General features: G+C 40.6%; 26 protein-coding genes and 1 pseudogene. 24 read left to right on the top strand and 3 right to left on the bottom strand.

Features of this window, described 5'->3' with window-relative positions; translation table 11 throughout:
* Window positions 1-113: 113 nt before the first annotated feature.
* The 13 genes from argF to BUA02_RS08555 all read left to right on the top strand — a co-directional run bounded on the left by argF (window position 114) and on the right by BUA02_RS08555 (window position 9750).
* Window positions 114-1106, top strand: coding sequence for an ornithine carbamoyltransferase (argF, locus tag BUA02_RS08610; RefSeq protein ID WP_072702890.1), 993 nt, complete (start codon window positions 114-116; stop codon window positions 1104-1106).
* 1 nt (window position 1107) lies between these two features.
* Window positions 1108-1911, top strand: coding sequence for a biotin--[acetyl-CoA-carboxylase] ligase (locus tag BUA02_RS08605; protein ID WP_072702888.1), 804 nt, complete (start codon window positions 1108-1110; stop codon window positions 1909-1911).
* A 12-nt stretch (window positions 1912-1923) separates the two neighbouring features.
* Window positions 1924-2739, top strand: a complete 816-nt coding sequence (locus tag BUA02_RS08600) for a type III pantothenate kinase (RefSeq protein ID WP_071175061.1) — start codon at window positions 1924-1926, stop codon at window positions 2737-2739.
* 18 nt (window positions 2740-2757) lie between these two features.
* Window positions 2758-3240 carry a DUF6145 family protein gene (locus BUA02_RS08595; protein WP_242946493.1) on the top strand — a complete coding sequence of 161 codons (483 nt, stop codon included), beginning with the start codon at window positions 2758-2760 and terminating at the stop codon, window positions 3238-3240.
* On the top strand, window positions 3241-4218 hold the full coding sequence (gene dusB / locus BUA02_RS08590) for a tRNA dihydrouridine synthase DusB (protein ID WP_072702886.1): 978 nt from the start codon (window positions 3241-3243) through the stop codon (window positions 4216-4218).
* A 144-nt stretch (window positions 4219-4362) separates the two neighbouring features.
* The gene (gene greA, locus BUA02_RS08585; RefSeq protein ID WP_071175063.1) at window positions 4363-4848 is read left to right on the top strand and encodes a transcription elongation factor GreA; all 486 of its coding nucleotides are present in this window, start codon (window positions 4363-4365) and stop codon (window positions 4846-4848) included.
* A 119-nt stretch (window positions 4849-4967) separates the two neighbouring features.
* Complete coding sequence (gene lysS, locus BUA02_RS08580; protein ID WP_072702884.1) at window positions 4968-6536, top strand: lysine--tRNA ligase; 1569 nt, start codon at window positions 4968-4970, stop codon at window positions 6534-6536.
* A gap of 166 nt (window positions 6537-6702) precedes the next feature.
* Complete coding sequence (locus BUA02_RS08575; RefSeq protein ID WP_072702882.1) at window positions 6703-6960, top strand: hypothetical protein; 258 nt, start codon at window positions 6703-6705, stop codon at window positions 6958-6960.
* A gap of 271 nt (window positions 6961-7231) precedes the next feature.
* Window positions 7232-8560 carry a sensor histidine kinase gene (locus BUA02_RS08570; RefSeq protein WP_072702880.1) on the top strand — a complete coding sequence of 443 codons (1329 nt, stop codon included), beginning with the start codon at window positions 7232-7234 and terminating at the stop codon, window positions 8558-8560.
* Window positions 8561-8655: 95 nt separating this feature from the next.
* A complete protein-coding gene (locus tag BUA02_RS15860) occupies window positions 8656-8805 on the top strand; it encodes a hypothetical protein (protein WP_178297630.1) in 150 nt (49 codons plus the stop codon).
* Window positions 8799-8999 carry a hypothetical protein gene (locus tag BUA02_RS08565; protein WP_072702878.1) on the top strand — a complete coding sequence of 67 codons (201 nt, stop codon included), beginning with the start codon at window positions 8799-8801 and terminating at the stop codon, window positions 8997-8999. The genes BUA02_RS15860 and BUA02_RS08565 overlap by 7 nt, the downstream gene beginning before the upstream one ends.
* A gap of 150 nt (window positions 9000-9149) precedes the next feature.
* A complete protein-coding gene (locus BUA02_RS08560) occupies window positions 9150-9425 on the top strand; it encodes a type II toxin-antitoxin system prevent-host-death family antitoxin (protein WP_072702876.1) in 276 nt (91 codons plus the stop codon).
* Between the two features lies 1 nt (window position 9426).
* Entirely contained in the window at window positions 9427-9750 is a 324-nt protein-coding gene (locus tag BUA02_RS08555; protein ID WP_072702874.1) for a type II toxin-antitoxin system RelE/ParE family toxin, read from the top strand.
* A 140-nt stretch (window positions 9751-9890) separates the two neighbouring features.
* Here the strand turns inward: BUA02_RS08555 and BUA02_RS08550 are convergent, their stop codons facing one another.
* A complete protein-coding gene (locus BUA02_RS08550) occupies window positions 9891-10763 on the bottom strand; it encodes a LysR family transcriptional regulator (RefSeq protein ID WP_072702871.1) in 873 nt (290 codons plus the stop codon).
* 122 nt (window positions 10764-10885) lie between these two features.
* On the opposite strand from BUA02_RS08550, the gene BUA02_RS08545 reads away from it, so the two are divergent.
* From BUA02_RS08545 to BUA02_RS08520, 7 genes are all read left to right on the top strand, one after another.
* Window positions 10886-11101, top strand: coding sequence for a hypothetical protein (locus BUA02_RS08545; RefSeq protein WP_072702869.1), 216 nt, complete (start codon window positions 10886-10888; stop codon window positions 11099-11101).
* A gap of 17 nt (window positions 11102-11118) precedes the next feature.
* Complete coding sequence (locus BUA02_RS08540) at window positions 11119-12120, top strand: alpha/beta hydrolase (protein WP_072702867.1); 1002 nt, start codon at window positions 11119-11121, stop codon at window positions 12118-12120.
* Between the two features lie 12 nt (window positions 12121-12132).
* Window positions 12133-12591, top strand: a complete 459-nt coding sequence (locus BUA02_RS08535) for a cyclophilin-like fold protein (RefSeq protein ID WP_178297629.1) — start codon at window positions 12133-12135, stop codon at window positions 12589-12591.
* Window positions 12592-12766: 175 nt separating this feature from the next.
* Window positions 12767-12907: a hypothetical protein gene (locus BUA02_RS15855; protein WP_178297628.1), complete on the top strand. Its 141-nt coding sequence runs from the start codon at window positions 12767-12769 to the stop codon at window positions 12905-12907.
* Between the two features lie 15 nt (window positions 12908-12922).
* Window positions 12923-13969, top strand: coding sequence for a DMT family transporter (locus BUA02_RS08530; RefSeq protein ID WP_072702865.1), 1047 nt, complete (start codon window positions 12923-12925; stop codon window positions 13967-13969).
* 149 nt (window positions 13970-14118) lie between these two features.
* Entirely contained in the window at window positions 14119-14730 is a 612-nt protein-coding gene (locus BUA02_RS08525; RefSeq protein ID WP_072702863.1) for a hypothetical protein, read from the top strand.
* A gap of 70 nt (window positions 14731-14800) precedes the next feature.
* A complete protein-coding gene (locus tag BUA02_RS08520) occupies window positions 14801-15277 on the top strand; it encodes a YbaK/EbsC family protein (protein WP_072702859.1) in 477 nt (158 codons plus the stop codon).
* A 600-nt stretch (window positions 15278-15877) separates the two neighbouring features.
* Here BUA02_RS08520 and BUA02_RS08515 read toward each other — a convergent pair.
* Window positions 15878-16510, bottom strand: a complete 633-nt coding sequence (locus BUA02_RS08515) for a DUF998 domain-containing protein (RefSeq protein ID WP_072702856.1) — start codon at window positions 16508-16510, stop codon at window positions 15878-15880.
* Between the two features lie 2 nt (window positions 16511-16512).
* Window positions 16513-17121, bottom strand: coding sequence for a TetR/AcrR family transcriptional regulator (locus BUA02_RS08510; protein ID WP_072702853.1), 609 nt, complete (start codon window positions 17119-17121; stop codon window positions 16513-16515).
* A 236-nt stretch (window positions 17122-17357) separates the two neighbouring features.
* On the opposite strand from BUA02_RS08510, the gene BUA02_RS08505 reads away from it, so the two are divergent.
* The 4 genes and pseudogenes from BUA02_RS08505 to BUA02_RS08490 form a co-directional block, all read left to right on the top strand.
* Complete coding sequence (locus BUA02_RS08505; protein ID WP_072702850.1) at window positions 17358-18695, top strand: dicarboxylate/amino acid:cation symporter; 1338 nt, start codon at window positions 17358-17360, stop codon at window positions 18693-18695.
* A 107-nt stretch (window positions 18696-18802) separates the two neighbouring features.
* Window positions 18803-19897 carry an FIST N-terminal domain-containing protein gene (locus BUA02_RS08500; RefSeq protein ID WP_161487278.1) on the top strand — a complete coding sequence of 365 codons (1095 nt, stop codon included), beginning with the start codon at window positions 18803-18805 and terminating at the stop codon, window positions 19895-19897.
* Window positions 19898-19915: 18 nt separating this feature from the next.
* Window positions 19916-20887, top strand: a complete 972-nt coding sequence (locus BUA02_RS08495) for a methyl-accepting chemotaxis protein (protein ID WP_072702847.1) — start codon at window positions 19916-19918, stop codon at window positions 20885-20887.
* 202 nt (window positions 20888-21089) lie between these two features.
* Window positions 21090-22472: pseudogene (locus BUA02_RS08490) on the top strand (methyl-accepting chemotaxis protein); the annotation flags it as partial.
* Window positions 22473-22556 lie beyond the last annotated feature (84 nt).

Genomic DNA, 22556 nt, shown 5'->3' with positions numbered 1-22556 from the left:
CTGAATATTTATACAAATTCATTAACAAAACTGAATATTTATGCTATTATAAAGGGGGTTGCAATTGCAATCCCCTAATTAATTAGTATTTATATTTTCAGGAGGATAAAAAGATGAATTTGTACGGAAAAGATTTTTTGAAACTGCTTGATTTTACACCTGAGGAAATCCTTTATCTTATTGACCTTTCTGCAGATTTTAAGGAAAAGAAGAAAAAAGGCATTCTTCATGATGAGCTAAAGGGCAAGAATGTCGCTCTTATTTTTGAAAAGACCAGTACCCGTACAAGATGCGCTTTTGAAGTTGCAGCACATGACCTGGGAATGGGCACAACTTATCTTAATCCAACTGATTCACAGATAGGTAAAAAGGAAAGCATCGCCGACACAGTAAGAGTTCTTGCTGGAATGTTTGATGGAATCGAATACAGAGGCTTTGAGCAGGAAATAGTTGAGACTATGGCTAAGTACAGTAAGGTTCCCGTATGGAACGGACTTACCAACGAGTTCCACCCAACTCAGATGCTGGCTGATGCCCTTACTATCAAAGAGCACTTTGGAAAGCTTAAAGGCATCCACCTTGTATATATGGGTGATGCAAGGTACAATACAGGTAATTCACTTATGGTTATGTGTGCAAAGCTTGGCATGCATTTCACTGCAGTATCCAATAAGAAATATTTCCCAAGTCAGGAACTTATTGATACCTGCAAGGATATTGCCAAATCCACCGGAGCTGTGATAGATTTTAGTGAGGACCCGATTGAAGGAACAAAGGGTGCCGATGTTGTTTACACAGATATCTGGGTTTCCATGGGAGAGCCAGAGAGCGAGTGGGAGCAGCGAATCAAGGATCTCGAGCCTTATCGTGTTACCAAAAAGATCATGGACAATGCTGGAGAAGGAAGCGTATTTATGCATTGTCTTCCATCCTTCCACGATCTGAATACAGGAATAGGCCGGGAAGTAAAAGAAAAATATGGACTCGATGAGATAGAAGTAACTGACGAAGTCTTTGAGTCAGATAAATCTATTGTCTTTGAGGAAGCAGAGAACCGCATGCACACCATTAAGGCTGTGATGTATGCTACTTTAAAGGAAAACTAACATGCTAGGCTATGAAGAAATTAAAGGGCAGCTCCATACCAAATGGGCTGCCCGTAATCTTGTTTATAAGGATGTTACAGGCTCCACCAATGATGATGCCAAAGCCCTTGGGGAAGAAGGCGCTCCTCATGGCACACTGGTGGTGGCTGACGTTCAGAATAAAGGAAGAGGCACCAGAGGAAGGTCCTGGGAAAACCCAAAGGGCACCAATATAGCCATGAGCCTTCTCATAAGACCTGACGCACCACCTGACAAGATATCCATGCTCACTCTGGTCATGGGGCTATCCGTTGCAGAGGGCATAGATAGTGCTGTTGGAGAGGATGTTACATCTATCAAGTGGCCTAACGACGTAGTGATAAATAGTAAAAAGATCTGTGGAATCCTTACAGAGCTTCACATGAATCCTGATAATACTATTGGCGATGTGGTCATTGGAGTAGGAATAAACGTTAAGCTTAAGGATATTCCTGAGTCCATCAAAGATATAGCAGGTTCCATCCTTTCAGAAACAGGAAAGGACATCGACAGGTCTTTTGTTGTAGCAAGCTGCATGAAGGCTTTTGAAGAAAACTATGAGAAATACATTAAGACCTATGATCTGGCTCTTTTAAAAGAGCAGTATGAAAAGAGGCTCATAAATATAGGAAAAGAAGTAAGGATCCTAGACCCAAAGGGTGAATACGAAGCAGTCGCAGAAGGAATAACTCCAAATGGGGCGCTGATAGTTCGCGCCAAAGATGGTACAATAAAGGAAGTTAATGCCGGTGAAGTATCCGTTCGCGGACTTTACACTTATGCATAAAAGGAGCAGACAATGATTCTTGTAATTGATGTAGGAAATACAAATATCACTTATGGAATATTCAAGGGAGAAAAGCTTGTGACATCATTCAGGATGGTTTCCAAGATGACTCATACTTCTGATGAGTATGGAATCAAGCTGCTGGAATTCCTGCATGTAAACGAGATCAAAAAAGAAGAGATCGAAGGCGTAATGATCGCAAGCGTTGTGCCTCAGCTTATGCATGCTCTTGTAAATGCAATACTCAAATACATTGGCAAGAAGCCATATATTGTAGGCCCTGGAATCAAGACAGGTATCAAGATCGCAATTGACAACCCTAGAGAAGCAGGCCCTGATCTTATTGTTGACGCTGTGGCAGGCTACGAGCTGTACGGCGGCCCTGTTCTTGTAATTGACTATGGAACAGCTACTACTTATATTATTGTAAATGAAAAGGGCGAGTTTTTTACCGGTGTTGTTGCACCAGGTATCAGAATCTCAGCCAAGGCCCTTTGGGAAGATACAGCCAAGCTTCCTGAGATCGAGATCAAGAAGCCATCAAGCATTCTGGCAAAAGAGACTATTTCCAGCATGCAGGCAGGACTCATCTACGGACAGATCGGCCAGACCAAGTATATTGTTAATGAGATGAAAAGAGAATCAGGCTTTGCTAACATGAAAGTTGTTGCAACAGGCGGACTTGGAAGACTTATTGCAGAAGAGACAGAGGAGATCGATATTTACGATCCAACACTTACACTGAAAGGTCTTCAGATCCTTTATGAAAAGAACCGAAGGAGCAAGCCACAGCTTAATGACTTTGAAGACAGTGACAGACCAGAATAATATAGATTTGGAGAAAAAATGAGCGCTAAAGATTTTGAAGAACAATACAAAAAAGAATTTGAAGATAATGGATCTATTGAAAATGAGCAGGAAGAGCTCAAGATAGATGAAATGCAAAAGACTAATAAAGGCAGAGCCTTTGAAGAGACTGCTGGCGGAAGGGTAGTTCTCTGCGGAGCCAATGCTTACGAGCAGAAGTATTACTTCAATCCTATATTCAAGCAGATTCCTGAGAGTATCAAAAAAGAGCTGAATATCATCAGTGTATTATTTACTCAGGAAGCAGGCGGAATCTTCACAATAGTTTTTGAAGAGGATGGAAGCATCAGCATTGAGACCAATGCAGATGAAGATGACATCACTTATGATGAGATCACAGCAGGTCTTCTTGTAGGTGAGGTTCGCAGAAAGAGGCAGGACCTCTTTGAGGCGCTTGGACTCTATTACAGGATCTACGTTCTCCACGAAAATCCTGCAGATATTTTGGGAAGCGAGGATTAAATGTCAGGATACGGCAAGCTTCAGATTGGAAGCGTAACCTTAGACAATAACATAATCTTAGGACCTATGGCAGGCGTTTCTGACCTGCCTTTTCGTCTGTTATGCAGAGAAATGGGCGCTGGTCTTGTGTGCATGGAAATGGTAAGTGCCAAGGCAATCACTTACAAGAACAAGAACACAGGAATGCTCATGGAGATCCACAAGGACGAGCATCCGGTTTCTCTTCAGCTCTTTGGCTCTGAACCAGAGATCATGCAGCAGGCAGTAGAGATGATAAAGGACAGACCTTACGATATCCTGGATGTAAATATGGGATGTCCTGTTCCAAAGGTGGTTGGAAACGGCGAAGGCTCTGCACTTATGAAGAACCCGAAACTCATCGAGGAGATAGTTGCAGCACTTGTGAAGGCTTCTGATAGACCAGTTACTGTTAAGATCAGAAAAGGCTTTAATGAAAACCTGGTAAATGCTGTAGAGTGCGCACAGGCAGCAGAGGCTGGCGGCGCGGCAGCAGTTGCAGTTCACGGCAGGACCAGAGAACAGTATTACTACGGCGAAGCAGACTGGAGCATCATTCGTCAGGTCAAAGAGGCAGTGAAGATTCCTGTAATAGGGAATGGAGATGTCACAGATGGTTCATCAGCCAAGCGAATGTTTGAAGAGACAGGATGCGATGGAGTAATGGTGGCTAGAGCTGCCCAGGGTAATCCATTTATCTTCAGGGAGATCAAAAGCTTTTTTGAAACAGGAAAGTCCTGTGACAGGCCTACTAAAGAGGAAATCTATGATACAGTTCTAAGGCATGCAGATCTGCAGCTGGAATATAAGGGTGAATTCATAGGAATCCGCGAGATGAGAAAGCATGTTTCCTGGTACACAACAGGTATGGCAGGAAGTGCCAAGTTTAGAAACGAGATCAATCAGATGGAAAATATGGAATCCCTCAAGGAAGCCTGTAAGAAGCTGTTTTTATCCTAAATACAGCAATTAAGTAAATGTTAATTTCTGTATCATTGACAGTATAATTTATAGACTGTATAATAGCAAAGTTAAAATAGCTTTTTAAGTTTTGTAAGACAATGTAGATATAAATCGAATCTTTACGAAGGGTAGGATTTAATAATGGAAGAAAAGAAAAACATCTTAACTTATGAAGGTCTCAAGAAATACGAAGATGAGCTTCATGAACTCAAAGTAGTTAAGAGAAAAGAAGTTGCTGAGAAGATCAAAGAGGCAAGAGAACAGGGTGACCTTTCAGAGAACGCTGAGTATGATGCAGCTAAAGATGAGCAGCGTGATATTGAGGCTAGAATTGAAGCCCTTGAGAAGATTCTTAAAAACGCGGAAGTAGTAGTTGAGGAAGATGTAGACCTTAATAAGATCAGCATCGGATGTAAGGTTAAGATTCGTGACCTTGAGTTCAATGAGGATCTTGAGTACAAAATCGTAGGTTCATCAGAGGCTAACAGCCTTAAGGGTAAGATCTCTAACGAGTCTCCAGTTGGTAAGGCTCTTATCGGAGCTAAGAAGGGACAGACAGTTTCTGTAGAAACACAGGCTGGTGTTCTTAAGTACAAGGTGCTTGGCATCGAGAGATCAGAGAACTAAAAGATTCAGCCACAGGCTGAGTTTGGATTAGACATTCAGAGCCAGCGATTTTGACGATTCGCTGGCTTTATTAGAGTAAACACGCAGGCCTATAGGTCTGTAATCAGGAGGAAGAAAAAGTGGCAGATAATAATCAGCAGAACAATCAGCAGAATGCACCACAGGAAGACGTTGGACGTCTTCGTCAGGTTAGAAGAGACAAGCTTACTGAGCTTCAGGCAGCAGGAAGAGATCCTTTCCAGATCGTTAAATATGATCAGACACACCATACCAAGGAAGTAAGGGACAACTTTGAGGCACTTGAGTTTGTGGCTCCAGTTGATGAAGAAGGCAAGGCAGTTATAGTACCTATGTCAGACATTCCTTCAGACAAGCTCGTATCTCTTGCAGGCCGTATGATGAGCAAGCGTGTAATGGGTAAGGCATCATTTGCTAACCTTCAGGACAGAGATGGACGCATGCAGCTCTATGTTTCTAGAAATGACCTTGGTGATGAGGCTTATGCTGATTTCAAGAAGATGGATATCGGCGATATCATCGGCGTTAAGGGATTCGCGTTCAGAACCAAGACTGGTGAGATCTCAGTTCACGTTAAAGAGTTAGTTCTTTTATCTAAGTCACTTATGCCACTTCCTGAGAAGTTCCATGGACTTACAGATACAGAGATCAGATACAGACAGCGTTACGTTGACCTTATCATGAATGAAGATGTTAAGGAAACATTCAAGAAGAGATCAGCAATCCTTCGCGAGATCCGTAACTTCCTTGCAGATAGAGATTTCATGGAAGTTGAAACTCCTATGCTCGTTGAGAACGCAGGTGGCGCAGCTGCAAGACCATTCATCACACATTACAATGCTCTTGATGAAGAGCGTAAGCTTCGTATCTCTCTTGAGCTTTATCTTAAGAGACTTATCGTTGGTGGTCTTGAGAGAGTTTACGAGATTGGCCGTGTATTTAGAAACGAAGGTGTAGACACAAGACACAATCCAGAGTTCACACTTATGGAGCTCTATCAGGCATATACAGACTACGAAGGAATGATGGAACTTACAGAGTCAATGTTCCGTTATCTTGCCGAGAAGGTTTGCGGCACAACACAGATTAAGTACGGTGATAACATCATCGACCTCGGCAAGCCATTCGAGCGTCTTACAATGAACGACGCAATCAAGAAGTATACAGGAATTGATTTTGATACAGTTAAGACTGACGAGGAAGCTAAGGCTCTTGCCAAGGAGAAAGGCATCGAGTTCGAGGATCGTCACACTAAGGGCGATATCATCAACCTCTTCTTTGAGGAGTTCTGCGAGAAGAACCTGATCCAGCCTACATTCATCATGGATCACCCTCTTGCTATTTCACCTCTTACCAAGAAGAAGCCTTCAGATCCTGAGAAGGTTGAGCGTTTCGAGCTCTTCATCAATACTTGGGAGATGTGCAACGCATACTCAGAGCTTAACGATCCTATCGATCAGCGTGAGCGTTTCGCAGCTCAGGATGCTAACGCAGCAGCCGGCGACGAAGAAGCAGAGCACACAGATGAGGACTTCCTCAACGCACTTGAAGTTGGTATGGCACCTACTGGTGGTATCGGCTACGGCATTGACCGTCTCTGCATGCTCCTTACAGATAGCGCAACAATAAGAGACGTGCTTCTCTTCCCGACTTTAAAGTCAAGCAAGTAATTGATGCGTGAGATCTAGTATTCATGCGGGTTTGAAGAACAATTTCTACCGCCTTTTGACCTGCAAGTAAATCAGAAATGCTTCAGCTCATAGTAACTGTATTCTCAATGATTTAAAAGCCAGAACAGCAAGTCATGACACTAATGCTGGAGTAACTAAGGCATTGATGAATATTAAAGGTATGAATACCAATTTTAGAAAGAACCGCATGAGTAATGCTAGGATTCAACAGATTGTAACGCTCCTATATATGCATAAGGAGATTGTCTCAAGCAGTGGTGTTCACACTAAGGAAGCTAAAGTACTTCATGAAGTTATGGACAGAGCCTACAAGAATAAGGATTATTATAAGAATAATCCTATGCTCAAGAGCACGTTTGATTTTCTGAAAATGGTGGTTGACAGTTGGTTTGCCCATGAGTAAAATATAGTCACAAAGAAAAAGTTTGACTTTTGCAGAGCGGCATTGCACATTGTGTGATGTTAGCTCTGTTTTTCGTTATAAAGATATTTCTCGCCCTGTTTGGGGCTTTTTTCATGTATAAGTGAATTTGGATTTGTTTTATTATCGGAATGATAGAATAAAGAAAAATGTTGATAGATGAAAAAGGAGATATACCATGACAGATTGGAATGGGAATAATTAACGATGCTATAATAATTTAGAAATACATAGTATCAAGGGGGGATTAGTTATGGCTGACCTTTTGTCCAATCCATATACATTGCTGCTATTAGGGGATATAGTAGCTCTTTTTCTGTACTATGCCATGCATTTGAGTTTTTACGTGATGCGAGAATTCTTTAAGAAGCATAGGATTCTCGTATTTATGATATATGCATTAACTGTGCTGTCTTTCTTTTACGCCAATACGCTGGGAGTGAGTTATATAAATCTGATAGCATCATACCTGGCATTCCTCATTCCATTATTCATTTGCTATAAAGTTAATAATATTCGAGGCATAATATATTTCATTTTCTATATTGCTGCCCAGAGCGCAATTGAAGTATCCATCACGTTTTATGTTCAAGGCGTTCAGAGTATGGATATGGTTAAGATAAACTATGACTTTATGACTCCTCAGAGCTATGGAATTATCTTGTCTTTGCAGATTATTGTGGTCAGAGTCATCTGTCTTTTCGGAAATAAGGATAAGGACAAGAGGCTTGATAAGGAAATACTTCCATATGTTGTGCTGCCAATCGCTACTATCATTATTTTGGTTCTTGATGGCAACAGATATCTTAGAGGAGAGGAATATAACCTTTCCCAATATACTGAACTTATGGTGGTTCTTGTAGCTATTAACATACTGGTCTTTGGATTTCTTGAAAAACACACAAGACTCATGAAAATGGAGATGGAAGCAAGGCAAAATGAGTCAAAGCTTCAATCAGATGCGGTTATTATGGAGATTGCAACCAAAGCCATGAGGGAACGACTTGCTATTTCTGAGAGCATCATGCAGCAGGACAGAGCCATGCGTCATGACAGAAGACATTTTGAGGCTCTTCTTCAAACTCTTTTACAGGATGGAAAGACGCAGGAAGCCCTAGATTGTCTTAATGAGAGGCTCAAACAGGAACCCCACTCTGTAAAAAGATATTGCGAGAATACTACACTTAATGCGGCAATCACACATTACCTGTCTATGGCCGAAAAAGAGAATATAAAGGTAAATATATCTGCTAATATCCCTGCAAATCTGAATGTGGATGAGATGCAGCTTGCCATAGTGATCAGTAATCTTATAGAGAATGCTATCCATGCTTGCGAAAAAGTTCCTGAGAGTGAGAGACGGATTGACATCACGGCAAGGTATAAAAGTCAACTTTTGTTTGAGATCACGAACTCATGCGCTGAGGAAGTAAAGCTGGATGAGGAAGGACATCCGTTTAATACTGAGGAAGAGCATGGAATAGGAACTAGAAGTGTTCTTAACTTTATAAATCAGACAGATAGCGAGATTAGATATATAGCAGAAGAGAAGACTTTTAAGGTCAGGATGCTGATAAATTAAAGAATAAGTGTAAAACAGACCTAAATCAGTGAAAATGGGGTGGTCTGTTCTATTTTTGGGGGATAATAGTATTGAGAAAGGGATGTAAAGTAATAATGAAACACTACATAATAGCTAAGTTCAAGGATAGAAATGATACAGAGAAGCTCCTTCCGGAGATAAAAGCTCTTTTCCAAAAGACTCTTAATATAAAGGGCATTGAGAGCGTGATCATTCATAAGCCAATCTGTCAACGGCTTTGGTAGATAATGGGAGTATCTGCATAGCTCATGGAGCCAGCAGAGAGGTTATAGATGGCTGCCACGCAGATGGAGCCTGCCACGTGTCACGGGGACTTCCTTCAGATCAGGAATTTCTCGAGCTGCTTGAGAAAGAATTTGTCATTAAGACATTCATCTCAGATGAAAGAATGATAGAACTGATTGGGATAAAAAAGTGACCTTCAAATACTTTAAATACCTTATGTTAATATTACATTACACGGCTATGGAGAATCTGTAGCCGTTTTTTTCGAAGAATGTTTCGAAGAATTTGTTGAAGAAATGACCTAGATTATATAAAATAATAGTAAGAAACGGAGGTGATTTATATGCCAACAATTGCACCAATTTCTGAATTGCGTAATTATGGTCAGGTTCTGGATAAGGTAGAAGCAGGTAAGCCCGTTTATCTTACTAAGAATGGTCGTGGAGAATATAGCATACATAGCATTGAAGATGATGAAATCTTCGACAAGGCTAGGGCTATGGTCAAACTCATCAGTGAACTCAATGCCGGATTTGCTTCCGGAGAAGAGGAAGGATGGATCAGTGACGATGAGGTCGCCGAGCATTTTAAAAATAGGCGTAGGATGGTGAAAGGCTGAAATGGATTACGAAATAGTTTACTCACCGATTGCTCTGGCAGATATGGATCAGGCATGGGACGAAGTCTACGAAGCTTCAGCAGATTTTGACATTGCAGATAAGTATATAGCTGATTTAAGAGCGAAACTAAAAAAAGTCAGTAAGCGCCCTAAAACCGGTGAGCGCCTGTATTATGAAGATATCTTTACAGGAATTTATTATGTGACTCACAAGAAGTACAGCGCATTTTATAGGATCAGAGCTGATCGCATTGAAGTAGGAAGAGTCCTGTACAACAGGAGTGCGTACATTAGTCTTGTTATAAAGTCCATGAGTGAAGAATGATGAAGCAATCTGCTTTTTTTGGTATATGCCTGTGATCCGAAGACAGTTGTGGAGGAGTTCATGCTGTCTAAAAGAGAATATGAGCAGAAAGTGGTAAAACAGATAGTAATGGACAAGTCTTGCGAAGATAGTCTTGAAAATTACTTGAAAGTTTTTTTAATCTGCCCCAGAAACTTTTCAGCAATAGGAGTAAAGGCCTGATATTTATTCCATATGAGATATAGTTCTGACTTCAGTTCAGGTGAAAGTGGTCTGAATACCATGTCAGTTCCTTCGGTATTTATCAGATCCTTAAATGTAAGAAGTATTCCAAGGTTTTCTCTTGCAAATACAGAGCCGTTATAAGATAGTCTGAAGGATCCTTCAAGTTTTAGCTTAGGAAATCTTTCTTTAGCCCATGCTTTGATTTCGTTGTTCCAGCTTTGCTCAGAGACAAACAGAGGCTGTCCTATCAGGTCAGAGACATGGATGGTTTTTTTCTTTGCAAGAGGATGAGATGACGATATGATTGCTCCCCATACATCGGCTTCCGGAAACTTAACATATTCGTATTTGTTGCTGTCAGGAGTTTCACACAGTACAGCAAAATCTAAAATGCCTTTATCAAGCTTTTCAGTAACCTGTTCAGTATCTCCGCTGGTTATATGATAAGTGAAGTTTGGGAATTTTTTCTTTAATCTATAAATCTCTCTGGCAAGGTATCTGATCTGATAGCTTTCTGCCAGTCCAAAATAAATATCCCCACCGGTTATATCATCCAGGGAGTTAAATTCCTGCTCTATTTTATCTGACATAGCCACAAGATCCTGTGCCCGGTCACGCAGAAGCATCCCCTCATCAGTAAGCGAAATACTGAAGCTGTGCCTGACAAACAGCTTCTTTCCAAGTTCTTCTTCTAATGCTTTTAATGTCTTTGAAAGAGTGGGCTGGGAAACGTGGAGCTGCTCAGCAGCTTTTGACATATTTTCTTCCCTGGCAACTGCAAGGAAATATCTGAGATTTTTTATTTCCATGAAATCCTCCATAAAGCTGACTATTTAAGTGTTATTCCAAAAACGAATATCATGATATTTATTTTATTCATTAGCGAAAATCCGGTCAAGGTTTTAATATGAAAACTGGAAGGAGAAATAAGATGGATACGGTAAAGATTCTTGAAAACCTTTCAGATATGGGCTGTGACGATAAACAAATATACTTCATGAAGAAAATGTATGAAGAAGGTGATACCGATACGCTTTTACGAGATCTTAGGAAATGCCGTTGTCACCTTATGGATGAGCTTCATGCCAGCCAGAAAAAAGTAGATAACATGGATTTTTTAATAAGACAGATACAAAAAGAAAAATGATTCAGGAGGATGACAAAATGATCAGAAAAGAAGAATTAAACCTTGTAACCGAGTGGGATAAGACATTTAAGAAAAGTGATAAGGTAGACCATAGTAAAGTTACATTTGTAAACAGATATGGGATCACCCTTGCGGCAGATATGTATGTTCCAAAAAATGCTGAAGGAAAGCTACCTGCAATTGCTGTAAGTGGACCTTTTGGCGCGGTAAAGGAGCAGTGTTCAGGCCTCTATGCACAGACAATGGCAGAAAGAGGATTCTTAACAATCGCTTTTGATCCTTCTTTTACAGGAGAGTCTGGAGGAAATGTAAGATACATGGCTTCGCCTGACATTAATACGGAAGATTTCATGGCGGCAGTTGATTTCCTTTCCTTGAATGAGAAGGTTGATCCTGACAGGATTGGAATCATCGGTATATGTGGTTGGGGTGGAATGGCTGTAAATACAGCAGCTCTTGATACAAGGATCAAGGCTACAGCTGCTATGACAATGTATGACATGACAAGAGTAAATGCCAAGGGATATTTTGATTCAGAGGACAGTGAAGAAACAAGATATCAGCATAAGGCAGCTATGTGCGCACAGAGATTGGAGGACCTTAAGGCTGGTGAATATAAGCTTGGCGGCGGAGTTGTAGATCCACTTCCGGAGGATGCACCTTTCTTTGTAAAAGATTACTATGATTACTACAAGACCGACAGAGGTTATCACAAGAGAAGTCTTAATTCTAACGGAGGCTGGAATGTGATCGGTTGTGAGTCCTTCGTTAATCAGCCAATCCTTAAGTACAGCAATGAGATCAGAAGTGCAGTGTTACTTGTTCACGGAGAAAAAGCACATTCCTGCTATTTCTCAAAGGATGCATATGAAGATATGATCAGAGACAGCAAGTACGCGGATAATAAGGAACTTATGATTATCCCTGACGCGGTACATACAGATTTATATGATGGCGGAGATAAGGATTATATTCCTTTTGACAAGCTGGAGAGCTTCTTTAAGGAGAATCTGAAATAAAGGGAATTTTCTATGAAAAAGAGATTGATTAAGATGGCACTCAGTTTGCTCATGATGGTTTGTGTTAGCGCCTGTTCAAGTAATGCGGAAACAGTTGATGAAACAGACATTGGAGAAACTACTATGATAATGAAAATCGGTGATACAAAAGTAAATGTGGATTGGGAAGACAACCAGGCTGTAGCAGCACTACGGGATATGGCCAGAGAAGGTGATGTTACAATCCAGATGTCAATGTATGGAGGTTTTGAGCAGGTAGGCTCATTAGGACAGAACTTGCCGCGAGATGATAAGCAGACAACAACGACTTCAGGTGACGTTGTACTATACTCCGGAAATCAGATGGTAGTGTTCTATGGTTCTAATAGCTGGTCATATACAAAGCTTGGTCACATATCTGATAAGAATGCGGAAGATATAACTGATCTTCTTTCCAATGGAGATGTTACTATAACCATTAGCATTGAATAAAACGGGCTTTATTTACAATGACAGTAAAGGGATTGCTTAGTGCAATCCCTATTATTTTGAAAATTAGTTAGCATTGGCTAACAAATAGAGTTATAATGTCGATATATGGTTAGAAGCTGCGAGGAACAGTTTCATATGTATGACCTCATAAATGAGTGATTTCGGAGGAACAAATATGTTATTGACCATATTTTTAGCAGTTGTGATATGTGCAGCAGTCGCACTTATGATGTTTGCAGGAGTTGCATTTATTCAGGATACAAAGATGTTCTGCTTTGGCTGCCTGGATATGTACACTGTTTTAATAATTGATTAAGGAGAATGAATCATTTTGGACTATAAAAAACTGAATGCAATTATATATGCATTACTTGCGGCGGTGTTTTATGCAATAAACATACCATGTTCGAAATTACTGCTTAATAACGTGCCACCGACGTTTATGGCTGCATTTCTGTATATGGGAGCAGGTCTTGGAGTCGGGATCATGTATATTATCCATGCAAAGAAAGAATCCACAGAAGAAAGGCTTGGGAGAGAAGATATACCATATACTTTTGCAATGGTTGTTTTGGATATTATAGCTCCGATCCTGCTGATGATAGGCATAAAGCTGGGAACAGCAGCCAACGCATCACTTCTTGGAAATTTTGAGATCGTTGCAACAACGTTGATCGCATTCGGACTCTTCAGAGAGAAAGTATCCGCAAGGCTGTGGGGAGCAATATCTCTTATTACAGTGGCAAGTATAATACTTTCATTTTCAGGAGAGGGGAGCTTTTCCTTTTCACTAGGATCTGTGTTTGTCCTTGGGGCAACTGTTTGCTGGGGACTTGAAAATAACTGTACAAGAAAGATATCCGGGAAAAGCACTTATGAAATAGTGACTATAAAAGGAATCGGATCGGGGACAGGATCGTTCATAGTTGCTATGGTACTTGGAGAGAACATCCCGAGGCTTTCATATATAGGAATAATTATGATTCTTGGTTTTGTTGCGTATGGACTCAGTATATTCACGTACATCAGGGCACAGAAGACTTTGGGAGCAGCAAAGACAAGCGCTTATTATGCGGTAGCACCGTTTATTGGTGTGGTAATGTCAGCTGTATTTTTGAGAGAAAGATTTACGATGTTGTTTATAATTGCGCTGATAATAATGATTACAGGGACTGTACTTATTGTCAGGGATACACTGATACATAGCCATAAACATGCTCACACACATCTGATAACGCATACGCATGACGGATCTACACATACGCATGCTATCGAGCATTCCCATGATCACACCCATGTGATCAAGGAGGGAAAACATGGGCATACACACAGTGTAGAGGAGTTGGAAACCGCTCTGGGACATAGGGGAGAATTGTAAGATAAATTGGAAGTTAATCTAATCACACCCATAAACATTTAAAGAAAATTGCCGATATAAAAGATAGCAACGGAAATGCGTGTCTTTTCAATGGAATGAACATCCTTGAAAGGGCACGTTTTTTTATCATAAATTATCTGGAGGCAAACATGGGTATAGCAGCGATAGCGAATGATTATTTAACAAGACCATTAAGATCTGCAGCTGGAAAAGAGACAACTCCCGTCATAAGTGAGACTGAAAGCTTTGGACAGAAGCTACAGGCTGAAACTGAGAAAAAATGTCCATACAGCTTTCTGGCGAAGGATGGAGTCATACAGTACAAAGGAGTTACTTTTGTCTGTGATTACAAGCAAAATGCCATTACGCTCGGAAATATGTATGAAAAGGATAAGGTCCTTAAGATTGCCCTTCCTAGTGGTGGAAGCCTTCATGTCAACGTGGACAACATTGATACTCTCTCCAAGGCAGCGAGTATGTTCACTCCAGAGGATCTCAACGCCATAATGCGTGCTATCCATGAGTATAATCATTGCACCAGGAAACGTATGGAGATAGAAGAAGAGAAAGCTGAGACTGCAGAGGAAGCTGCTGCAGAGTCAGAAACTCCTGATGTTGAGAAAGAGTCAGAGGTGGACAATACTGCACTGACAGAGCAGATCAGAAAGCTTTTTGAAGATAGAAACGCAAAAATGTCAACTAAGCATAATCTTTTCACATATAAATCGGAGTTATCGCCCATAATAAATACAGTGTATTAGAAAGAAATTGCAACTTGTACTATCATTTATTTCATACTAGGATCATGATTGCATATGTGAGGTGAATCCGATGATAAATACAAAAGTAAAGAGTTTTCTAGAGGAGAATGGCCTTGGTGACAGGCTTACAGAACATGTTGAGACAATAGACACAGTAGAGCATGCCGCACAGCAGATAGGTTGTACGGAACCTGAGATTGCAAAGACCTTGTCTTTTATTGTGAATGAGAAACCTGTGATCATTGTAATGGCAGGCGATGGAAAAGTGAACAGCTCCAAGTTTAAGTCTTTATTCCATACAAAGCCTCATATGATACCCAGAGAGCAGGTCGTTGATATTACAGGCTTTCAGCCTGGTGGAGTGTGTCCTTTTGCTGTGCCAAAAGATATCCCGATATGGCTTGACGTTTCAATGAAGAGGTTTGAATACGTTCATCCTGCAGGGGGCAATGAATTCACATCAGTTAAGATAGCACCGGATGAACTTGAGAAGGTAGTAGATACTCAAGGCTGGTGTGATGTGTGTAAAGGTTGGGAAGAAGAGTAAAAGTAGAGCTTATATTGAATAACCAGCACTGTGCAAAATAAAAACAATCCCGCAATTTTTTTGCGTGGATTGTTTTTTTAATTGCGTGTACATACAATGTATATACAAGAGGAGGTGTAGATTATGCAAGTTACGTCTATATTGGATACTTTGTTAGATTTGACTTAGTCTATTTAGGAAATTTAAGTCTATATCATGAATATGCATGATATGACGTACTAATATTCCTAGGGATTACGCCTAGTGCGATTATTTTCCATCATAAGACTTAATTTCTTGTTCTATATTACGCCAGTTCATTAGGATTATAAATATAGACGTAAACACATGTTACATAAATACGCCAGTTCATTAGGAATTTAAAACATAGACGTAATTACTTATCCCAAATTACGCAAAATTTTTTAGATAAAGCTTTTAGACGTAAATGTACTATTTTTTGTAATCGCAGATATTATGGGCATGAAGCTTGTAAGGACAAAAACATTGGCGGAAGGAGCAGATTTGTGTGATTTTCGCTATAGCAGGGGGTAAACTAAGAAAATGAGTTTTTGATTTGTGGCTCTTGGCGGTGCTTATGTGACTTAAAGTGTATAAGAATTAAGACTTTGAGTCCATGAACAAATATGCCCCAAGTACTGCATTGAACCCTACTGCAGCGAAAACGCTGAATCGTTCAACAATTCCAAAGTAATCCGGTGATACCGCACTCTTGCCGATTGCACCGATAAGCATCATTGCAAGTGCGATCGAAGCCCAGATGCCAATTCCCTTCATGCCATTCTTTTTAAATCCTGCTACGATCAGTATGGTCAGTGATGAGATGGAAAGCAGTACGACAGCTATCGTAATAACAATATGCATTTTTTCCTGAAAAGTAGATATTTCTTTTCCACTGTCAGTAAGTGGAAACATCCTGTATCCAATCGCCGAAATCCAGTTCATAATGGCAAAAAGATAAATACCCAACCGAAACAGTTTTGTACTGACTTTTTTATCTGATACAAAGATAGAAACACACATCATGCATACCGGACTGCATACATTATATGCCGCCGCTAATTGGTTCCACAGAAGCCGCGATGGTGCCGTTTCAGCAGAAAGATCGCTTACTGCCTGTGCCATCCAGTTATATCCTGGATAAGCCAAAGGAGCAAAGATCACAGCTAAAGCGTAGCTTATTAATGATATAACACCTGTTAGTCCGGACAGGTTGATCAATTTTTTTTTCATCTTCATGCCTCCATTTGCTTACAGAACCACTGTATATACTCTATTATTTCCTTTGGCAGTTCTGCTGCCATATGCACATCACTTTGCCCTGCAGTGATCATATCCATCTGTCTGTCAACAAGAGAATGGACTGTCATGGCATATGAAAGCGCTGCTGTATCTACATTCTCATTCTTCATTTTCCCGTGTACTACCAGGCCATAGAAGAGATTCTTCGTAAGGGAGATCATTCGGTCAGTCTCATCCAGCATGATCTGCGCCGCTACAGGTGAAATGCTCCGCTCGGAATAAAGAACCTTGAAGAACTTCATCATGTTCTCATCTGAAAGGAAGCTAAAGTAAGTAGATATGCTTTCCACCAGTATCTGTGCGAGGCTCTTATCTTCCGGGAAAGTGTCAGCCTGGGATGTAGTACTGGAACCCAATTTTGCCTTTTCCCTAAGAAACGTATACATACTTTTTACAAGTTCTTCTTTGGACTTGAAATGATTGTATAGTGACGGTTTTCTGATTCCGACTTTATCTGCAATCTGAGATAGCGATACGGATTTCAGCCCATATTCAGATGCAAGCTCTAAAGTAGCATAGATTATTTCTTCTCTTCTATTCATTATTCTGTCTCACTTTCGTATGGTAGTTATTATACTACCGACTGTTAGTTTGTCAATAGAAATGTGACAGCATCATTATGAAAGCGTGAATTATGGATATATAGTCCAAACTTATAGCCAACAATAAAGATCATGTATTAGCCAGGATGAGTAAGCTCCATTATGATTATTCTCAACAAGAAACAAAAGAAATGATGGCGTGAGAAATGTTTAATTTATACTGGAGGAGGATCATTATGGAGATCAATGTATTAGAAATTGGAGCACTTATATCGGCACTGGCATTATTTGGAGTTTTGTATTTTCTTAAAAGAAAACATGTGGATTTTGGAATCAGGACACTGATTGCGACAGCCTTTGGTGTGTTATTAGGTCTGATTTTCAAAGAGAATTACAAGTATGTTGCAGCTTTTGGAACAGTGTATGTAAACGCACTTCAGGCATTTGTGGTTCCGCTTTTGTTATTCAGCGTAATAGCAAGTATCACAAATCTTGGAGATCAGGTTAAGCTTCATAAGGTAGGACTTAAATCAGTTCTTTTCCTTCTCCTGAACACTTTTACAGCAGCAGTCATTACTCTTGTAGCAGCTCTTTTACTGGGGCTTGGAAAAGGCTTCCAGTACACTGTAGAAGCAACAGAGGCAAAAGAAGTTCCTACAGCAGTTGAGGCAATTGTAGGTCTTTTCCCAAGGAATCTTATAAATGAATGGGGAAGCAACACTGTTGTACCTATCCTTATATTTGGACTGGTAGTGGCGCTTGCATATAACAAGGCTGTGAGAAAAGATGAATCGGTAAAGCCTTTTAAAGCATTTGTAGATGCAGCAAATACAGTACTCGGCAAGGCAGTAAGTTTCATTGTATCCTTTACACCTTATGCAGTCACAGCGCTTATTTCAAGGGCGGTTGGAAGAAGCAAACTCGAAGATCTTTTACCACTTCTTTCTGTACTCGTGGTTGCATACGTACTTGCAGCAATACAGCTCTTTGGAATTGAGAGCATTCTCATAGCTGCGATCGGAAAGCTTAATCCTGTCACATTCCTTAAGAAGATCGCACCTGCAGGAATTGTAGCATTTACTTCACAGAGCAGCGTTGGTACACTTCCAGTTACAGTCAGCAAATTGAAAGAGGACCTTGGAGTTGATGGAGACGTTGCAGCATTCACAGCAGGACTTGGAGCAAACCTTGGAATGCCAGGATGCGCAGGAATCTGGCCTGTACTTCTTGCAGTATTTACGATCAACCAGCAGGGAATCAGCTACTCAGCAGGACAGTATGTGCTTCTTATAGCACTTACACTTCTCGTTTCAATTGGAACAGTAGGAGTTCCTGGAACAGCAACTATCACAGCAACAGCTCTTTTCACAGCAGCAGGACTTCCAGTTGAGCTTATAGTTCTTTTCTCACCTATCTCATCAATCGTAGATATGGCTAGAACTGCGACAAATGTAGTCGGAGCAGCTACTGCAACAGTTCTGACAGCTGAGACAGAAGGACTTCTTGATCATGAAATATATAATGGCAAGGTGACAGAAAACGTAGCTGAAGCCAAGAAAGTATCAGCGGCTTAAAAGTGAATATGGTGGTTATAAAAATTTAATAAGCCAAAAAACATACGGAATAACGATAATGTGCTACTATAAATTGTGTAAGTATCATGTACGAAGGAGGTGCACGAGTGCAAGTTATAGTAGGTAAATCATCAAATTCTAATGCTGAACTTGCTGTAAAAGAGGCAACATCCGGAATAGCTTCTGCAGCAGGTATGTTTTTCCAATGCCCATTCGATATGTTAGAGGAAGTATCATCCTTACTTTCTGAAAAGTATCCTGATGTCCCTCTGATCGGAACTGGTGGAACATCCTATATTGGATCAGAAGCTACAGATAAAGTCCTGGTAATAGTGGCTTTTGAATCAGGGGCAACTACGAAGGCTGGTGTTTTACGTTATCTTTCTTCATCGCCTCTCTTTGATATTATGAATCTTGAAAAGGCACTTAGTGATGTAAGGCCAGGGCAGCAGGATACCGTATGTCTTGAATTTTGCACAAACGATGAAGAGCGACTGGTTACTTCTATGAATGTAGCTCTTGAGAAGTCGAATGTTCCTGTAGTTGGAGGAACTGTTTTTGGTACTCCATCAGGAAAAGTAAGTAAAGTATGCGTAAATGGTGTGCTTTATGAAGATGCATGTGCGTGGATAGTTGTAAAGAATAACACAGGCAAGATCAGGACATATTCGGAAAATATCTACGAAGTTCCGGAGAATGCCAAGACTCATGTAGCTACCAAGGTCAATGCCCAGAAGCGAGAGCTGGTAGCCCTGGATAACAGGCCTGCAGCTGATGTTTATGCAAGTGAGCTGGGCATCTCTAAGAGCAATATCGTTGGAAACGTATTTAAGAATCCTCTTGGAAGAATTGTGGGGGATGACACCTATATCATCTCTCAGTATGAGGTAAGTAGTGACGGAGGTCTTATAAATTACAAAAAAGTCTGTGAGAATGATACCATCTGTATTCTGGAGCTTCAGGATTACAGGGCTATCAACGAGAGCACAAGAGATAAGATAAAATCTGAAAACGGTAGGATCTCCTTTATTTATTCCGTTAACTGTATATATAGGCATCTGTTTTTCAATAATGAGAAATACCTGGGCACTTTCCTAAGTGATATGGCAAGAGTTGGCAATCATGTAGGCATTGTAGGAGGCGGCGAGCAGTACAAAAAGCAGCACGTCAATCAGACAATGGTATGTGCAGTGTTTGAATGAAAAATGGAGGGATAATACATGTTTTGGAATAGAAATAACGAAGAACAGTCAGTTCAAAAAGAGTTAAAATCCCCATCAAAGTCGCTGAAAGAGCAGCTTGCACCTCTTGGAGAGATTGGACGTTTTGCGATAGAGCAAAAAAACAAGCTCCAGGAAGAGGAATCTGTGACAATTGAAGGAATAGAGACTATCGAGAACTCTTTTGGCCTTGTTCAGCAGAAGTATGGAAACATCGTAGGAAGTGTTGATAGTTTCCAGAGCCAGTTTAGCTCTATCAGAGAGGTTACAGACCATTTTGACAACATCATAAATGAACTTATGAAAACCGCAGATAATTCCAATGCAGGAATGAAGAAGGTTGATGAGAGTTCAGATTCTGTTTCTGAGACCATAACAACAATGCAGTCGGTATTTGATGAGTTCCAAAAGAGCTTTGATGATATCAAGGACAAAGTTAATCAGATCAATTCCTTTGCATCTCAGACAAATCTTCTTGCTTTAAATGCTTCTATCGAAGCGGCAAGAGCTGGAGAAGCAGGAAAAGGATTTGCAGTTGTTGCAACTGAGGTCAATTCTCTTTCTCAGGAGATTAAAGCACTGGTAAATGAGATTGGAACCAGCATGGCAGAGCTTCTTGAGAATAATAACAGGCTTATGTCTTCTCTTGAGGATACCAGAACAGCTATCGAGCAGTCACATGAGAGGATCACAGAAACGGAAGAAGTGATCAATTCCATCAGAGAGGTTGCTGATAATGTTAGGGAAGAAGGCGAGCAGATGAGCCGCGTCATCAAGAGCTGTGATGATGAGATGGATAACGTTGCCGGAAATATCGAGGAATCAAAAGGATACTTCAGCGATGTGGAGAGAAATGTCAAACAGCTCAAGAACAAGATAACCATGAAGGGATACATGTTTGAGGACATGAACAACGTACTCGAACAGATCTCACCTCTGGTAACCAAGATAGTTGAGGAATCAGGAAAATAAATATGTTAAAGTAAAGCTCACGATCTGTGAGCTTTATTTTTTTGGATTGAAAAACAGACAGGCTTTGTGAATTCTTTGTAAAATATTTTAAAAACAACTTGAACAAAAGACTTTATCGTGATAAAGTGTTTCCTGTTGCGCGTAGGCGCTGGGTTTGGCATACCTAAAGATCTTATATATTGGCCACTTAGGAGGAAATATTATGAAAAAGTTTTTAGAGTCCATTACCTTTCAAAATCTGTTTGTCTATTCACTCATCCTTGTAGCATTCATAAGCTACGCACTGGTAGTCAACTCATCTATGACGGCTATCGTATCACAAGCAGTTATCGCAAGTACCAACGTATCTGAGGTACAGTCTCAGGAATCAACCCTTAGACAGGATATTATCCACATTTCAGCAGAGATCAACAAGAACCTCGGTCAGTTTAGTGCCGGAACCAAACTGACACAAAGCGACTTTGCAGATTATGATGCATATGTAGCCGACATCGAGACACGCATCAGCTATCTGGAAGGAAGTCTTGTGGCTACCAATACAGCGGAAGGCGCTGAGCAGGTGGCAACACTTCGTGCAGCGTTAACTGAATACGTTGCAGGCGCAGAGGAACTTGAGAAATATATTCTTGGAAATAACCTGGCGGGAGCCATGGGCTACGTATCTACAGGTTATGGAACAAGCCTTGATAATGTGAATTCAGCTCTTTCAGCTGTAGAAGGATCTATCACAGGCCTTGTAGAAGGCATGGATGCATACCTTACTGGTGAAAAGCATAATGCAAATGCCAAGGGAAGTGTGATCCTTGCAATCGTTATCCTGCTGATCATTGCATCATACCTACTGAGCTATTTCAGGATCAACAAAGTTATCACTGGAATATCAAAAGAAGTAAGGACGATCATTTCTGACATCGACGAAGGAAGAGGTGATCTTACTTCACGAATCCAGACAAGGACTAATACAGAGCTGGCTATGATCTCAGATTCTTTTAACCAGTTCATGGAAACACTTCAGGGCGTTATCCGTGATGTAAAGAACGGAGCAGATGTGCTCTCAACATCAAGCGGAAGCGTGCTTACAAGAATTCAGAACGCTGGTGATAACGTAACTAATACAACAGCAGCAATGGAAGAACTCTCAGCTTCTATGGAAAGCGTAGCAACAGCAACAAATGAGCTTCAGGAAAGAGTTCAGGTTGTTCGCGAGGCATCAGATGCCATCGACGTTCAGGCCAAAGCCGGTGAAGAAAAAGCTAACGTGATCAAAGAAGAAGCAGATGTCATCAAACAGGAAGCTACAGCCAAGAAAGAAAATACAGGCGTTAAGATGAAGGAACTTTCTGAAGTTCTGGAAGCATCTGTAGCAGAGTCAGAGCAGGTTAATCATATCAGTGAACTTACTAATGAGATCCTTGAGATCGCAAACAAGACAAATCTCCTTGCTCTCAACGCATCAATCGAAGCTGCAAGAGCAGGCGATGCAGGTAAAGGTTTTGCAGTAGTTGCTGATGAGATCAGTAAGCTTGCTGCTAATTCAAAGGAAACAGCAGGTAACATTCAGCAGATTTCTGACATTGTTACAACAGCAGTCAGAACCCTTGCTGATAACGCAATTCAGGTCATCGAGTTCATCAATGAAAACGTACTTGCTGACTATGATGCCTATGTT

Source organism: Butyrivibrio hungatei DSM 14810 (assembly GCF_900143205.1).
Classification (GTDB): domain Bacteria; phylum Bacillota; class Clostridia; order Lachnospirales; family Lachnospiraceae; genus Butyrivibrio; species Butyrivibrio hungatei.
The sequence above is the reverse complement of the archived record's forward strand: the minus strand, read 5'-3'. Positions and strand labels throughout refer to the sequence as shown.